Origin of the sequence: Nocardioides ochotonae, assembly GCF_011420305.2 — a bacterium.
GTDB classification, from domain to species: Bacteria; Actinomycetota; Actinomycetes; order Propionibacteriales; family Nocardioidaceae; genus Nocardioides; species Nocardioides ochotonae.
Genome location: NZ_CP061769.1, coordinates 2,913,741 through 2,928,293, shown reverse-complemented (window position 1 = coordinate 2,928,293; position 14,553 = coordinate 2,913,741). Strand labels below are relative to the sequence as shown.

General features: G+C 70.8%; 16 protein-coding genes. All 16 read left to right on the top strand.

Annotated elements, in window-relative coordinates; genetic code table 11:
• Positions 1-87: 87 nt before the first annotated feature.
• The 16 genes from rho (at position 88) to atpD (ending at position 14,552) form a co-directional block, all read left to right on the top strand.
• Positions 88-2,214 (top strand): transcription termination factor Rho, encoded by a 2,127-nt coding sequence (gene rho / locus HBO46_RS14210; RefSeq protein ID WP_224769082.1) that lies wholly within the window; start codon positions 88-90, stop codon positions 2,212-2,214.
• 162 nt (positions 2,215-2,376) lie between these two features.
• A complete protein-coding gene (locus HBO46_RS14205) occupies positions 2,377-2,748 on the top strand; it encodes a response regulator transcription factor (RefSeq protein ID WP_166140544.1) in 372 nt (123 codons plus the stop codon).
• A gap of 175 nt (positions 2,749-2,923) precedes the next feature.
• Entirely contained in the window at positions 2,924-3,139 is a 216-nt protein-coding gene (rpmE, locus tag HBO46_RS14200) for a 50S ribosomal protein L31 (protein WP_166140545.1), read from the top strand.
• Between the two features lie 127 nt (positions 3,140-3,266).
• Complete coding sequence (gene prfA, locus HBO46_RS14195) at positions 3,267-4,340, top strand: peptide chain release factor 1 (protein ID WP_166140546.1); 1,074 nt, start codon at positions 3,267-3,269, stop codon at positions 4,338-4,340.
• Complete coding sequence (prmC, locus tag HBO46_RS14190) at positions 4,337-5,212, top strand: peptide chain release factor N(5)-glutamine methyltransferase (RefSeq protein ID WP_224769079.1); 876 nt, start codon at positions 4,337-4,339, stop codon at positions 5,210-5,212. The genes prfA and prmC overlap by 4 nt, the downstream gene beginning before the upstream one ends.
• Entirely contained in the window at positions 5,209-5,877 is a 669-nt protein-coding gene (locus tag HBO46_RS14185) for an L-threonylcarbamoyladenylate synthase (protein ID WP_166140547.1), read from the top strand. The genes prmC and HBO46_RS14185 overlap by 4 nt, the downstream gene beginning before the upstream one ends.
• Before the next feature lie 4 nt (positions 5,878-5,881).
• A complete protein-coding gene (locus HBO46_RS14180) occupies positions 5,882-7,030 on the top strand; it encodes a glycosyltransferase family 4 protein (protein ID WP_166140548.1) in 1,149 nt (382 codons plus the stop codon).
• 206 nt (positions 7,031-7,236) lie between these two features.
• The gene (locus HBO46_RS14175) at positions 7,237-7,728 is read left to right on the top strand and encodes a hypothetical protein (RefSeq protein WP_166140549.1); all 492 of its coding nucleotides are present in this window, start codon (positions 7,237-7,239) and stop codon (positions 7,726-7,728) included.
• 30 nt (positions 7,729-7,758) lie between these two features.
• Complete coding sequence (locus HBO46_RS14170) at positions 7,759-7,992, top strand: AtpZ/AtpI family protein (protein ID WP_153324498.1); 234 nt, start codon at positions 7,759-7,761, stop codon at positions 7,990-7,992.
• 22 nt (positions 7,993-8,014) lie between these two features.
• A complete protein-coding gene (gene atpB, locus HBO46_RS14165) occupies positions 8,015-8,815 on the top strand; it encodes a F0F1 ATP synthase subunit A (protein WP_317983878.1) in 801 nt (266 codons plus the stop codon).
• 83 nt (positions 8,816-8,898) lie between these two features.
• The gene (locus HBO46_RS14160) at positions 8,899-9,117 is read left to right on the top strand and encodes an ATP synthase F0 subunit C (protein ID WP_153324497.1); all 219 of its coding nucleotides are present in this window, start codon (positions 8,899-8,901) and stop codon (positions 9,115-9,117) included.
• 28 nt (positions 9,118-9,145) lie between these two features.
• On the top strand, positions 9,146-9,685 hold the full coding sequence (locus tag HBO46_RS14155) for a F0F1 ATP synthase subunit B (protein ID WP_166140550.1): 540 nt from the start codon (positions 9,146-9,148) through the stop codon (positions 9,683-9,685).
• Entirely contained in the window at positions 9,685-10,497 is an 813-nt protein-coding gene (locus tag HBO46_RS14150) for a F0F1 ATP synthase subunit delta (protein ID WP_166140551.1), read from the top strand. Before HBO46_RS14155 ends, HBO46_RS14150 begins: the two co-directional genes overlap by 1 nt.
• A 43-nt stretch (positions 10,498-10,540) precedes the next feature.
• Positions 10,541-12,175 carry a F0F1 ATP synthase subunit alpha gene (atpA, locus tag HBO46_RS14145; RefSeq protein WP_166140552.1) on the top strand — a complete coding sequence of 545 codons (1,635 nt, stop codon included), beginning with the start codon at positions 10,541-10,543 and terminating at the stop codon, positions 12,173-12,175.
• Between the two features lie 2 nt (positions 12,176-12,177).
• Positions 12,178-13,092, top strand: a complete 915-nt coding sequence (locus HBO46_RS14140) for a F0F1 ATP synthase subunit gamma (protein WP_166140553.1) — start codon at positions 12,178-12,180, stop codon at positions 13,090-13,092.
• Positions 13,093-13,097: 5 nt separating this feature from the next.
• A complete protein-coding gene (gene atpD / locus HBO46_RS14135) occupies positions 13,098-14,552 on the top strand; it encodes a F0F1 ATP synthase subunit beta (protein WP_166140554.1) in 1,455 nt (484 codons plus the stop codon).
• The last annotated feature ends 1 nt before the right edge of the window (position 14,553 follow it).

Below are 14,553 nucleotides of genomic sequence, written 5' to 3'. Positions count from 1 at the left end.
CGTCCACCCGGGCAGTGGAGAGGACCAGACTCCAGCAGCCGGGCGCTCCTCGTGACGCGCCGGCACTGAACGTGGGAAGGACCTCACGTGAGCGACACCGACATCCCCGCCGAGACCCCGGCCGGCTCGACGCAGCCGCCCGCAGCGCGCAAGCGCGGCAGCGGCCTGAACTCCCTGCTCCTCGCCGACCTGAAGGCGATGGCCGGCGGACTCGGGATCCCGGGGGCCGCTGCCATGAAGAAGGCGCAGCTCGTCGACGCCATCAAGGCCGCCCAATCCGGTGGCCAGTCCGGCAAGACCGGCAGCCAGGCCGATCAGCAGCCCGCTACGCAGGCGCCGGGCGTCCACGCAGCGTCGGAGAAGCCGCGCGTCGTGACCCGCACCCGCGGTCGCGCCGCGGCACGCGAGGCCCAGCCGCCCGCGGCCGCGCCGCAGGCCGAGGCCGAGACGCCCCGGGCCGAGACGCCCCGCGCCGAGACGCCGCAGGCCGAGACGCCGCAGGCCGAGGCACGTCCGGCCCAGACCGGGCAGGCCGACGGCCCGCGAGGCGAGGCCGAGGCCCCGCGCCGTACGCGTGCGCGCCGCGGCGACGGTGAGCAGCCCGCCGAGTCGCGCGAGGAGACGCCGCGCGGCGACACGTCCGACCAGGGCGAGCAGCAGCAGTCGCGCCGTGAGCGGCGGGTGCGTGAGGAGCGCGGCCAGGACGCTCAGACCGGGTCGAAGGACGGCCGCCGCGACGGCAAGCAGGACGGCACCCGCGACGGCAACAAGGACGGCGCCGGCAAGGACGGCCGGGGCGAGCGCTCGCGCCAGCAGGACAAGCAGGACCGCCAGCAGCAGGACCGCCAGCAGCAGGACAAGCAGGACCGTCAGCAGCAGGAGCGCCAGCAGCAGGACAAGCAGGACCGTCAGCAGCAGGAGCGCCAGCAGCAGGACAAGCAGGACCGCCAGCAGGACCGGGGCCAGGGCCAGGGCCAGCACGACGACGACGACGAGGACGGCCGCGGTCGCAACCGCCGGCGTCGGGGGCGCGAGCGCAACCGGCCGGGCACCGGGTCGCGCAACGAGCCGGACACCACCGTGCTCGAGGACGACGTGCTCGTGCCCGCCGCGGGCATCCTCGACGTGCTCGACAACTACGCGTTCGTGCGGACGACCGGCTACCTGCCGGGTCCCGACGACGTCTACCTGTCGCTGTCGATGGTCCGGAAGTTCGGCCTGCGTCGCGGCGACGCCGTCGTCGGCCAGGTGCGCCAGCCCCGTGAGGGCGAGCGCAAGGAGAAGTTCAACCCGATGGTGCGCCTCGAGAGCGTCAACGGGTCGGACCCGGAGGCGGCCCGGGACCGCGTGGAGTTCTCGCGCCTGACCCCCGTGCACCCCTCCGAGCGGCTGCGCCTGGAGACCGGCGCGGACAACCTGATCGGGCGCATCATCGACCTGGCCGCCCCCGTCGGCAAGGGCCAGCGCGGCCTGATCGTGTCGCCCGCCAAGGCCGGCAAGACGACGTTGCTGCAGGCCGTCGCGGCCTCGATCACCGCCAACAACCCCGAGTGCCACCTGATGGTCGTGCTCGTGGACGAGCGTCCCGAGGAGGTCACCGACTTCGAGCGCTCGGTCAAGGGCGAGGTCATCGCCTCGACCTTCGACCGCCCCCCGGCCGACCACACCCTGGTCGCCGAGCTGGCGATCGAGCGTGCCAAGCGGCTCGTCGAGCTCGGCCACGACGTCGTGGTGCTGCTCGACGGCATCACCCGCCTCGCGCGCGCCTACAACCTCGCCACCCCCGCCAGCGGCCGGATGCTGTCCGGCGGCGTCGACGCGGCGGCGATGTACCCGCCCAAGAAGTTCTTCGGCGCCGCGCGCAACATCGAGAACGGCGGCTCGCTCACGATCCTCGCCACCGCGGTCGTCGACAGCGGCTCGGCGATGGACGAGGTGATCTTCGAGGAGTTCACCGGGACCGGCAACATGGAGCTGCGGCTCAGCCGGGGGCTCGCCGACAAGCGCCTCTTCCCGGCGATCGACGTCGCCGCCTCGGGCACCCGCCACGAGGAGCTGCTCTTCAGCCCCGAGGAGGCAGCGGTGGTCGGGCAGCTGCGCGGCGCGCTGGCCGAGCGGAGCGAGCAGGAGGCGGCCGAGCTGCTGCACGAGCGCCTGCGCGGCACCCAGAGCAACGTCGAGCTCCTGATGAAGATGCACCGCGCCGGCAGCTGAGGACGCGTCCGGGACACCGGCACATGTGGAGGAGGGGTCGGTCGGCCGCGGGCCGACCGGCCCCTCGTCCCGTCCTCGCGGGTTGCCCGGTCCGGGCCCGCGGGGGCGGCGATCCGGATAGGCTCACCTGCAGTGTCCGCCGAGTCTCAGGGGGGTTTGCTCGTGGCACGGATCCTGGTCGCGGACGACGACGTCGACATCCGCGAGCTCGTGGAGTTCAAGCTCTCCACACTGGGCCACGAGATCACCGCGGTGGCCGACGGCCAGGCCGCGATCGACGCGTGCCGGGGGGACCGGCCCGACCTGGCGGTCCTCGACGTGATGATGCCGGGCGTCTCCGGCCTCGACGCGATCCGGGCCATCCGCGCCGACCCCGCCCTCGCGGACCTGCCGGTGATCCTGCTCACCGCGCGCGCCCAGGAGACGGACGTGGAGAACGGCTTCGACTCCGGCGCCGACGACTACATCACCAAGCCGTTCAGCCCCCGCGAGCTCGCCTCGCGGGTCGAGGCCCTGCTCGCGAGGGTCGTCTAGCCCGACGCCCGCGACGGCGTGACCGAGCAGACACCGCGTGGTCCGGTGCGGAGCGCGGGTTCGGGAATGGGCCCGATTACCGCTGCGTTGGCTGCAGTGGCACACTTCTGTGCTGGTTCCGGTTCACGTCCGGTCCGCACCCCGCGGACGGCGACCCGGCGGCTGAGAGGACACCATGAAGAAGGACATCCACCCCACCTACGTCGAGACCCAGGTGACCTGCACCTGCGGCGCGACGTTCACCACCCGCAGCACCGAGACCTCGGGCCAGATCAAGGCCGACGTGTGCTCGCAGTGCCACCCGTTCTACACCGGCAAGCAGAAGATCCTCGACACCGGCGGCCGCGTCGCCCGCTTCGAGGCCCGCTACGCCAAGGCAGCCAAGAAGTAGCTGTCACCCTGCACCGGTCGTCGCCCTCGGGCGGCGACCGGTGCTTGCATTTCACGGGTACCCGCCCGTGCCAGCCGGGTCCTTCCGGGCCTGGTCAGTTCGATCAGTGGTGCAGTCGAGGAGTGTCGTGTTCGAGGCAGTCGAGGGGATGCTCGCCGAGCATGCCGACCTGGAGCAGCGGCTCGCTGCTCCCGAGACCCACGCCGACGCGCGCCTGGCAAAGCGGCTCAACAGCCGCTACCACGCGCTCTCGGCGATCGTGACGACCTGGCGCGACTGGCAGCGTCTCGGCGAGGACGTCGAGGCCGCGCGCGAGCTCGCGGCCGAGGACCCCGCCTTCGCCGAGGAGGTGACCGCGCTCGTCGAGCAGCGCCACACCGCCGAGGAGCGGCTGCGCCGCCTGCTCGTGCCCCGCGACCCCGGCGACGACAAGGACGCGATCCTCGAGGTGAAGTCCGGGGAGGGCGGCGAGGAGTCGGCGCTGTTCGCCGGCGACCTGCTGCGCATGTACACCCGGTACGCCGAGGCGCAGGGCTGGAAGGTCGAGATGCTCGACGCCCACGAGTCCGACCTGGGCGGCTACAAGTCCGTCACGGTGGCGGTGAAGGCGAAGGGGACCCCGGCGCCCGGCGAGGCGCCGTACGCCCAGCTGAAGTTCGAGGGCGGCGTGCACCGCGTGCAGCGGGTGCCCGTCACCGAGTCCCAGGGCCGGGTGCACACCAGCGCCGCCGGCGTCCTGGTGCTGCCCGAGGCCGAGCAGGTGGAGGTCGACGTCGACGACAACGACCTGCGCATCGACGTCTTCCGCTCCAGCGGTCCCGGTGGCCAGAGCGTCAACACCACCGACTCCGCGGTCCGGATCACCCACGTGCCGACCGGCATCGTGGTGAGCTGTCAGAACGAGAAGAGCCAGCTGCAGAACAAGGAGCAGGCGATGCGGATCCTGCGCGCGCGGCTCCTCGCCGCCGCCCAGGAGGCGGCCGACGCCGAGGCCAGCGACGCCCGGCGCAGCCAGGTGCGCACCGTGGACCGCTCCGAGCGGATCCGCACCTACAACTATCCCGAGAACCGGATCTCCGACCACCGGACCGGCTACAAGTCCTACAACCTCGACCAGGTGCTCGACGGCGCGCTCGGCCCGGTCATCGGCTCCTGCCTCGACGCCGACTTCGCCGCCCGCCTCGAGGCGCTGGAGCAGTGAGCCCCCAGCACGCCGGCGCCCGCCGCCGCCGCGACCTGCTCACCGAGGCGGTCGCGCGGCTGCGGGACGCCGGGGTCGCCAGCCCCGAGCACGACGCGGCCGAGCTGCTCGCGCACGTGCTCGGCACCACCCGTGGCGCGCTGGTGCTCCTCGACGAGGTCGCCGCGGACGACGCGGAGCGCTACACGGCACTGGTGGCCCGCCGGGCGGACCGCGAGCCGCTGCAGCACCTCACCGGGGTCGCCTGGTTCCGCCACGTCGAGCTGGCCGTCGGCCCGGGCGTGTTCGTGCCCCGGCCCGAGACCGAGCTGCTCGCCGGGTGGGCGGTGGAGCGTGCCAGCGAGGTCCTCGCCGAGCGCGGCGAGTGCGTGGTCCTCGACCTGTGCACCGGGTCCGGCGCGGTCGCGAAGGCGCTCGCCGACGAGGTGCCCGGCGCCCGGGTGCACGCCGTCGAGCTGGACCCCGGCGCGCACGCCTGGGCCGAGCGCAACCTGGCCGGCACCGGCGTCGAGCTCCGGCTCGGCGACATGGCCACGGCCTTCGAGGAGCTGGTGGGCACCGTCGACGTGCTGACCTGCAACCCGCCGTACATCCCGCTGGAGGCCTGGGAGTCGGTCGCCCCCGAGGCCCGCGACCACGACCCGCACCTCGCGCTCTTCTCGGGCCAGGACGGCCTCGACGCGCTGCGCGTGCTCGAGCGCCGGGCGGCGGTGCTGCTGCGCCGCGGGGGAGTGGTCGGCGCCGAGCACGCCGACGTGCAGGGTGAGTCGGCGCCTGCGGTCTTCGCGGGCACCGGGCGCTGGGCCGACGTCCGCGACCACCGCGACCTCGCGGGCCGGGCGCGCTTCCTCACGGCGCGACTGGCACGATGAGCAGCGTGACCGAGCGCTTCCCGACCACCACCGACGACGAGCGCGAGGCGGCGGTGGCCGCCGCGACCACTGCCGTACGCCGCGGGGACCTCATCGTGCTGCCGACCGACACGGTCTACGGGATCGGCGCGGACGCCTTCGACCCCGCCGCGGTCGCGGGGCTGCTGGCGGCCAAGGGGCGCGGCCGCGAGATGCCGCCGCCGGTGCTGGTGAGCTCGGCCACCACCCTCGACGCCTTGGCCACACGGGTGCCCGCCTGGGCGCGCGCGCTGGTCGAGGAGTTCTGGCCCGGCCCGCTCACCCTCGTGTGCCACCAGCAGACGTCCCTGCAGTGGGACCTCGGCGACACCCGCGGCACGGTCGCGGTGCGGATGCCCGACCACCCCGTCGCCCTCGCGATCCTCGAGCGCACCGGCCCGCTGGCGGTCAGCTCGGCCAACACCACCGGGCTGCCCGCGGCCACCGACGCCGATGCGGCCGAGGAGATGCTCGGCACCTCGGTGGCGGTCGTCGTGGACGCCGGGAGTTCTCCTGGCACAGAGGCCTCGACCATCATCGACGCCACCGGCGAGCGCGGCCGGGTGCTGCGCCGCGGGGCGCTGGCGCTGAGCGACCTCAACGCCGTGCTGGAACCGCTCGGCGCCACGCTCGTCGACGAGGGCTAGGCCGGTGCGCGAGTACATCCTGGTCTTCCTGGTCGCCGCGGCGGTCACCTCGCTGCTGACCGTGTTCGCCCGCGAGATCGCGCTGCGCACCGGCGCCGTCGCCCGGGTGCGCGACCGGGACGTGCACGACGAGCCGATCCCGTACCTCGGCGGCCTGGCGATGCTCGGCGGCCTGGTCGCTGCCTACCTGGTCGCCCGGGAGCTGCCGTTCCTCTCCCTGGGCGGCCCGTTCGTCTTCAAGGACGCGGGCATCGTGCTGATCGCCGGCGCCCTCATCTGCGCGGTCGGCGTGCTCGACGACCTCTTCGAGCTGGACGCGCTCACCAAGCTCGGCGGGCAGGTGCTCGCCGCCGGGTTCCTCATCTTCTTCGGGATCCAGTACTTCTACTTCCCCTGGACCAACGGGGTGCAGTTCTCCCTGGAGGGCACCCAGGGCGCGCTGCTGACCGGCTTCGTGGTCGTGGCGACCGTCAACGCGGTGAACTTCGTCGACGGCCTCGACGGCCTGGCCGCCGGCGTCGTGGGCATCGGCGCGATCGCCTTCTTCGTCTTCTGCTACGAGCTGACCCGGCTCAACAGTGCCGACCGGGCCACGACCGCCGCGCTGCTCAGCATCTCCCTGGCCGGTGCCTGCGCGGGGTTCCTGGTGCACAACTTCCACCCGGCACGCCTGTTCATGGGCGACAGCGGCTCGATGCTGATCGGCCTGGTGCTCTCGGCCAGCGCGGTGACGCTGACCGGGCAGTTCTCCGGCTCCCAGATCGCGGAGGGCGGCCCGGGCACCCAGGCCAGCCTGTTGCCGACGCTGCTACCGCTGCTGTTGCCGATCGCGATCCTCGTGGTGCCCTTGCTGGACCTGGTGCTGGCCGTCGTACGCCGGACGAGAGCGGGGCGCTCGCCGTTCGCCCCGGACAAGCAGCACCTGCACCACCGGCTGCTGGAGATCGGGCACTCCCAGCGCCGGGCCGTCCTGATCATGTGGACCTGGGCCGCGCTGGTCGCCTTCGGCACGGTGATCCCCTCGCTCTACCGCGGGGCTTGGGTCTGGATCGCGCTCGGCAGCGCCGTGGTGCTCACCGTGGCGCTGACCTTCCTGCTGCCGGTCCTGCACAAGCCCAAGCTGCTCGAGGCGCTCGACGAGCCCGCCCCGTAGCGACCCCCCGGGCGCTACCCGAACGGGGTCCCGGAGGCGGGGCCCAAGACGGGGCCCAAGACGGGGGAGGGGGCGCAGAACGCTGTACCTACGCCTTGTGATAGTTTTCACGAGCGGCCCGAACGGGTCGCGACCGTGGCCCGAGCACCTTCGGGACACAGCCAGACCGCACACGACCCGACGGGCCGCCGATCTTGCCGACGACCATGCCGACGAAGCCGACCACGACGTCGGCCGACCCCCGCCGCCACAGCGGCGCGCGGGTGCTGGTGTGGGCTGCGGTGACGACGGCGGGCCTGGGGCTCGTGGCCGGAGCGGTCGGTGGCCTCGTGAGCGGGTCCGCCGCTGGGCTCGGGGTGCTCGTCGGGGCCTTCATCGCCGTCGCCGTGTTCTCCTTCGGCTCCTTCACCGTGCACACGGTGGCGGGGCTGATGCCGGCGGCGTCGCTGCTCTTCGCGCTGCTGACCTATGCCCTCCAGGTGCTGCTCCTGCTGCTCGCCCTCGTGGCGATCGAGGACGCCGGCCTGGTCGAGGACACCCTGGACCGGGTCTGGATGGTGGGCGGGATCATCGGCGGCACGCTGGTGTGGATGGTCGCGCAGGTCGTGTGGACCGTGCGCGCCCGAATCCCCGTCTTCGACCTTCCCGCGCCCGGTGCGGGCCCTGTTGGCCCCAGGTCGGACGCGGGGGATCGATGACCATCTCCGACTGCTACAGTCCGGTTCGCAATGGCTTCGAAAGACGCGCCGGAGAACGGCCAGGGACCCCAGCCGGACCCGTGGCAGGCCTTCAGTCAGATCGTGGCCGGAGTGCTCCTGTACGGCGGCGCCGGCTGGCTGGCCGACCGCTGGCTGGGGACGACCTTCCTGGTAGCCATCGGCATCCTGATCGGTGCCGGGTTCGGCATCTACATGGTCGTGAAGCAGTTCGGTCACGTGCCGCCCACAGACTCGAAGAAGTGACGTACATGAAGGAGACACGGCGTTGATCGCTGGGAATCTCGCAGCAGCGCTCGTCCCCATGGCCAGCGGCGGCTTCACGCCCCCCGGTCCCGCGGACTTCGACCTGCCCCCGATCATCGGGGGGATCACCAAGCCGATGGTGATGGTCGTCCTCTCGGCGGTCCTCATCTTCGCGGTGACCTACGCGGCGTCGCGGAAGGCGGCGATCGTCCCCGGTCGCCTCCAGTACGCCGGTGAGTGGGCCTACAGCGGTGTCCGCAACGGCATCGCCCGCGACATCATCGGCACCGAGCACTACATGAAGTTCGTGCCGTACCTGTTCACCCTCTTCGCCTTCGTGCTGGTGAACAACTACTTCGGCCTGGTCCCGTTCATCCAGTTCCCGACGTTCTCGCACTCGGGCTACGCCTACGGCCTCGCGGCCCTGAGCTGGCTGCTCTACAACGGCGTGGGCATCTGGAAGCACGGTTTCCTCGGCTACCTCAAGCACACCTGCGTGCCGGCCGGCGTGCGCGGCCCGGTCCTCCTGCTGATCGCTCCGCTGGAGTTCCTGTCCAACATCCTGGTCCGCCCGGTCACCCTGGCCCTGCGTCTGTTCGCGAACATGTTCGCCGGCCACCTTCTGCTGATCCTCTTCGCCCTCGGTGGTGAGTACCTCCTCCTGGAGGCGTTCTCCCCGATCAACGCGATCGGCGGCGTGCTCGCCTGGGTCATGTTCTTCGGAGTCTCCGCGCTGGAGCTCCTGGTCATGTTCCTCCAGGCCTACGTCTTCACGCTGCTGACCGCCATGTACGTCTCAGGTGCTGTCGCCGACGAGCACTGAGCAGCACACCGTGCCCTGTGGGCCGGTGAGCGCCCGAGAAACGAAACTCCCGCAGTACCAAACCGAAAGGAACACTCACCGTCATGAATGGTGACATCAACGGCTCGCTCAACATGCTCGGCTACGGCATCGCCACGATCGGCCCCGCCCTCGCCGTGGGTCTGATCTTCGCGGCCTACATCAACGGTGTGGCCCGCCAGCCCGAGGCCCAGTCGCGCCTGCAGTCGATCGCCATCCTCGGCTTCGCGCTCGCCGAGGCGCTCGCGATCATCGGCATCGCGCTCGCCTTCGTCCTTTCCTGACGCGCGACCCCCAAGACCGAGGTGACCCATGCGTGAATCGATCCAGGCCGCGGGAGAGCTGAACCCGCTCATCCCGCACGTCTCGGAGATCATCCTGGGGGCCGCCGTCTTCCTGGTGCTGCTCCTGGCGATCCGGAAGTTCGTCGTCCCCAACTTCGAGAAGGCCTTCGCCGAGCGAACGGCTGCGATCGAGGGCGGCCTGTCGGCGGCCGAGACCAAGCAGGCCGAGGCCGACGCCAAGCTCGCCGAGCTGGAGAAGCAGCTCGCCGACGCCCGTCACGAGGCTGCGCGCATCCGTGAGGAAGCGCGTGAGCAGGGTGCCGTTATCGTCTCGGAGATGCGGGAGCAGGCCCAGGCCGAGGCTTCCCGGATCGTCGAGCACGGGAAGACGCAGATCGAGGCGGAGCGCCAGCAGGCCGTCAACAGCCTGCGCGTGGAGGTCGGCACGCTGGCCACCACGCTCGCTGGCCGCATCGTGGGCGAGAGCCTCGACGACGACGTCCGTCAGGGCCGTGTCGTGGAGCGCTTCCTCGCCGACCTCGAGGCCGGGACGCCGGGGGTCAACTGATGACGAAGTCCTTCCGCGGCGCGTCGGCCGACGCCGTCGTCGCCCTGGCCGGGGAGCTGGAGTCCATGACGTCCGGTCCGGCCGCGGCGACGGTGGGCGGTGACCTCTTCGCGGTCGCGGCGACGCTGCGCTCCGAAGGTGCGCTGCGCCGCTTCGTCACCGACGCGTCGGCGCCCGCCGAGGCACGTAGCGGCTTCGTCGCCGACGTGTTCGGCTCGAAGATCGGCGCCGACGCGCTCGGGCTGCTCCGCTCGGCGGTCTCCCGCCGCTGGATCGCCAACCGCGACCTCGCCGACGCTCTCGAGCACCTCGGCGTCGTCGCGCTCGTCCGGTCCGTCGGTGACGACGCCGGCCGGCTCGAGGACGAGATCTTCACCCTCGGCCAGGCGATCAAGCAGAACCCCGAGCTGCGCGACGCACTCGCCGATCCCTCCCGGACGGTGAGCGCGAAGGCCAGCCTGCTGCGCTCGCTGCTGGAAGGGCGTTCGCTGTCGGCGACGGTCGTGCTCGCCGAGCAGGCCGTCTCCGGGAGCCACCGCACCGTGTCGGCGGCCCTGGAGGAGTACCAGAAGGTGGCTGCCGAGGTGCACGGGCGCAGCGTCGCCACCGTGAGGGTGGCCCGTCCGCTCTCCGAGGTCGAGCAGCGGCGTCTGGGCGACGTGCTGTCGCGCCAGTACGGCCGGCCGATCCATCTCAACCTGCTGGTCGACCCGGCCGTCCTGGGCGGCGTCCGTGTCGAGATCGGTGACGACGTCATCGACGGCACTGTCTCCACCCGCCTCGACGACGCCCGCCGCCGACTCGTCGGCTGACCACCCCGAACACTTCGAAGACCCAAAGAGAGAAGGAACGACGATGACGGAGCTCTCCATCCGTCCGGACGAGATCCGCGACGCGCTGCAGAAGTACGTCGCCGACTACCAGCCCGACGCGGCCAGCAAGGAAGAGGTCGGGACGGTCGCATCGGCCGGCGACGGCATCGCGCGTGTCAGTGGGCTTCCGTCGGCGATGGCGAACGAGCTGCTCAAGTTCGAGGACGGCACCCTGGGCCTGGCCCTGAACCTCGAGGACCGCGAGATCGGCGTCGTCATCCTCGGTGACTTCGAGGGCATCGAGGAGGGCCAGCCGGTCCACCGCACCGGCGAGATCCTCTCGGTTCCCGTGGGTGACGGCTACCTCGGTCGCGTGGTCGACCCGCTCGGCACCCCGATCGACGGCCTCGGCGAGATCGAGACCACCGGCCGCCGCGCGCTGGAGCTGCAGGCTCCCAACGTGGTCGAGCGCAAGTCGGTGCACGAGCCGCTCGCCACCGGCATCAAGGCGATCGACTCGATGACCCCGATCGGCCGTGGTCAGCGTCAGCTGATCATCGGTGACCGCGCGACCGGCAAGACCACGATCGCGATCGACACGATCATCAACCAGAAGCAGAACTGGGAGTCGGGCGACCCGACCAAGCAGGTTCGCTGCATCTACGTCGCCATCGGCCAGAAGGGCTCGACCATCGCCTCCGTGCGTGGCGCGCTCGAGGCCGCCGGTGCGCTGGAGTACACCACGATCGTGGCGTCCCCGGCCTCCGACAGCGCCGGCTTCAAGTACCTCGCGCCGTACACCGGCTCGGCCATCGGCCAGCACTGGATGTACGAGGGCAAGCACGTCCTCATCGTGTTCGACGACCTGACCAAGCAGGCCGAGGCGTACCGCGCCGTGTCGCTGCTGCTGCGTCGCCCGCCGGGCCGCGAGGCCTACCCGGGTGACGTCTTCTACCTGCACTCGCGTCTGCTCGAGCGCTGCGCGAAGCTCTCCGACGAGCTGGGCGCGGGCTCGATGACCGGCCTGCCGATCATCGAGACCAAGGCCAACGACGTCTCGGCGTTCATCCCGACCAACGTCATCTCGATCACCGACGGTCAGATCTTCCTGCAGTCCGACCTGTTCGCGGCCAACCAGCGTCCGGCCATCGACGTCGGTGTCTCGGTGTCGCGCGTCGGCGGTGCGGCGATGACCAAGGCGATGAAGGCCGTCACCGGCTCGCTCAAGGTCGACCTGGCGCAGTTCCGCGCCATGGAGGCGTTCGCGATGTTCGCCTCCGACCTCGACGCCGCCTCGCGTCAGCAGCTGGCCCGCGGTCAGCGCCTGATGGCCCTGCTCAAGCAGTCGGCGTACTCGCCGTACCCGCTCGAGGAGATGGTGGTCTCGCTGTGGCTGGGCACCACCGGTCGCCTCGACGTGGTGCCGGTCGGCGACGTCCTGCGCTTCGAGAACCAGTTCATCGACTACCTGCGCCGCACGCACACGGGCATCCTGTCCGCGATCCGCGAGACGCAGAAGTTCGAGGACGAGGCCGGCCTGACCGCCGCCTACGACGACTTCCTCCACCAGTTCGAGACCTCGGACGGTGGCTCGGTGAAGCCGGGTTCGGAGAAGGCGGAGGCCCTTGAGGACGACGCGCTCGAGCAGGAGCAGATCGTCAAGCAGAAGCGGGGCTGACCATGGCCGTATCGCTGCGTGAGTACCGCGCGCGGATCAAGTCGACGGAGTCGATGAAGAAGATCACGCGCGCCATGGAGCTCATTGCTGCGTCCCGGATCATCAAGGCGCAGCAGCGGGCTCTGGCGGCGGCGCCGTACGCCCGCGAGCTGACTCGTGCGGTCTCGGCGGTGGCGACCTTCTCGAAGGTCGACCACCCCCTGACCAAGGAGATCGAGAACCCGAAGCGGGCCGCGATCCTGGTCATCACCAGCGACCGCGGTCTCGCCGGCGCCTACTCCTCGAGCGCGCTCAAGGAGGCCGAGCGCCTCGCCGAGCGGGTGCGCGCGGAGGGCAAGGAGGTCGACTGGTACATCACGGGCCGCAAGGGCGAGGCGTACTTCAAGTTCCGCCAGCGTCCGGTGGCCCGCGCGTGGACCGGTTTCTCCGACCAGCCCTCCTACGAGGTCGCCGCCGAGATCGGCACCGCGCTGATCGACGCCTTCCTCAAGGAGCCCGACGAGGACGGTGTCGTCGACGAGGTCCACGTGGTCTACACCCGGTTCCGCTCGATGATGGTCCAGGAGCCGACCGCGATGCGGTTGATGCCGCTCGAGGTCGTCCAGGGTCACGAGAAGCCGACCGAGGCCGACCTGCTCCCGCTCTACGAGTTCGAGCCGTCTGCGTCGGAGGTGCTGGACGCGCTGCTTCCGCAGTACGTGCAGAGCCGGATCTTCTTCGCCGTGCTGCAGGCGGCGGCTTCCGAGCTCGCTGCCCGCCAGAAGGCGATGAAGTCCGCCACGGACAACGCCGAGGAGCTCATCAAGAAGTACACCCGCATCGCCAACCAGGCCCGCCAGGCCGGCATTACCCAGGAAATCAGCGAGATCGTCGGTGGCGTCAACGCGCTGGCCGATGCGAACGCCGGGAGTGAGTGAGAGACATGACTGCAACGGTTGAAGAGACCAACCAGACCGGCGCTACGGGTGTCGGCCGCGTCGCCCGCGTGATCGGCCCGGTCGTCGACGTGGAGTTCCCCGTCGACAACATGCCGGAGATCTACAACAAGCTCGAGGTCGAGGTGACCCTCAACGGGGTGGACTTCGTCCTCCCGCTCGAGGTCGCCCAGCACATCGGCGACGGCATGGTCCGTGCGATCTCGCTGAAGCCGACCGACGGCCTGGTCCGTGGCACCGCGGTGCGCGACACGGGCAACCCGATCATGGTCCCCGTCGGTGACGCGACGCTCGGCAAGGTGTTCAACACCACCGGCGACGTGCTCAACCTGGCTCCGGGCGAGACCTTCGAGGTCAACGAGCGCTGGGGCATCCACCGCAAGGCGCCGGCGTTCGACCAGCTCGAGTCGAAGACCGAGATGTTCGAGACCGGCATCAAGGTCATCGACCTGCTGACGCCGTACGTCCAGGGCGGCAAGATCGGCCTGTTCGGCGGCGCGGGCGTGGGCAAGACCGTGCTCATCCAGGAGATGATCGCGCGTGTGGCCCGCAACCACGGTGGTGTGTCGGTGTTCGCCGGTGTCGGCGAGCGCACCCGTGAGGGCAACGACCTGATGGTCGAGATGGAGGAGGCGGGCGTCCTCGGACAGACCGCCCTCGTCTTCGGCCAGATGGACGAGCCGCCGGGCACGCGTCTGCGCGTCGCGCTCTCCGCGCTCACCATGGCGGAGTACTTCCGTGACGTGCAGCAGCAGGACGTCCTGCTGTTCATCGACAACATCTTCCGCTTCACCCAGGCCGGTTCCGAGGTCTCGACCCTGCTGGGTCGCATGCCCTCCGCCGTGGGCTACCAGCCCAACCTGGCTGACGAGATGGGTGTCCTGCAGGAGCGGATCACCTCGACGCGCGGTCACTCGATCACCTCGATGCAGGCGATCTACGTGCCCGCCGACGACTACACCGACCCGGCGCCGGCGACCACCTTCGCCCACCTGGACGCGACCACGGAGCTGTCCCGTGAGATCGCCTCGCTCGGTATCTACCCGGCCGTGGACCCGCTGACCTCGACGTCGCGGATCCTCGACCCGCAGTACATCGGGCAGGCGCACTACGACTGCGCGATCCGGATCAAGCAGATCCTGCAGCGCAACAAGGAGCTGCAGGACATCATTGCGATCCTGGGTGTCGACGAGCTGTCCGAAGAGGACAAGATCATCGTCTCCCGCGCGCGCCGCATCCAGCGGTTCCTGTCGCAGAACACCTACGTGGCCAAGCAGTTCACCGGCATCGAGGGCTCGACCGTCACGATCGGCGACACGATCGAGGCGTTCAACCTGATCGCCGACGGCGAGTACGACCACGTGGCGGAGCAGGCGTTCTTCATGTGCGGTGGCCTCGACGACGTCGAGGCCAAGTGGGCCGAGATCCAGAAGAACCTCTGAT

Excerpts from the sequence above, each read along its gene's own strand:
- rpmE (WP_166140545.1), top strand. The coding sequence starts at position 2,924 with ATGAAGAAGGACATCCACCCCACCTACGTCGAGACCCAGGTGACCTGC.
- HBO46_RS14185 (WP_166140547.1), top strand. The coding sequence starts at position 5,209 with ATGAGCAGCGTGACCGAGCGCTTCCCGACCACCACCGACGACGAGCGC.
- HBO46_RS14175 (WP_166140549.1), top strand. The coding sequence starts at position 7,237 with ATGCCGACGAAGCCGACCACGACGTCGGCCGACCCCCGCCGCCACAGC.
- HBO46_RS14170 (WP_153324498.1), top strand. The coding sequence starts at position 7,759 with ATGGCTTCGAAAGACGCGCCGGAGAACGGCCAGGGACCCCAGCCGGAC.
- HBO46_RS14160 (WP_153324497.1), top strand. The coding sequence starts at position 8,899 with ATGAATGGTGACATCAACGGCTCGCTCAACATGCTCGGCTACGGCATC.
- HBO46_RS14155 (WP_166140550.1), top strand. The coding sequence starts at position 9,146 with ATGCGTGAATCGATCCAGGCCGCGGGAGAGCTGAACCCGCTCATCCCG.
- HBO46_RS14150 (WP_166140551.1), top strand. The coding sequence starts at position 9,685 with ATGACGAAGTCCTTCCGCGGCGCGTCGGCCGACGCCGTCGTCGCCCTG.
- atpA (WP_166140552.1), top strand. The coding sequence starts at position 10,541 with ATGACGGAGCTCTCCATCCGTCCGGACGAGATCCGCGACGCGCTGCAG.
- HBO46_RS14140 (WP_166140553.1), top strand. The coding sequence starts at position 12,178 with ATGGCCGTATCGCTGCGTGAGTACCGCGCGCGGATCAAGTCGACGGAG.
- atpD (WP_166140554.1), top strand. The coding sequence starts at position 13,098 with ATGACTGCAACGGTTGAAGAGACCAACCAGACCGGCGCTACGGGTGTC.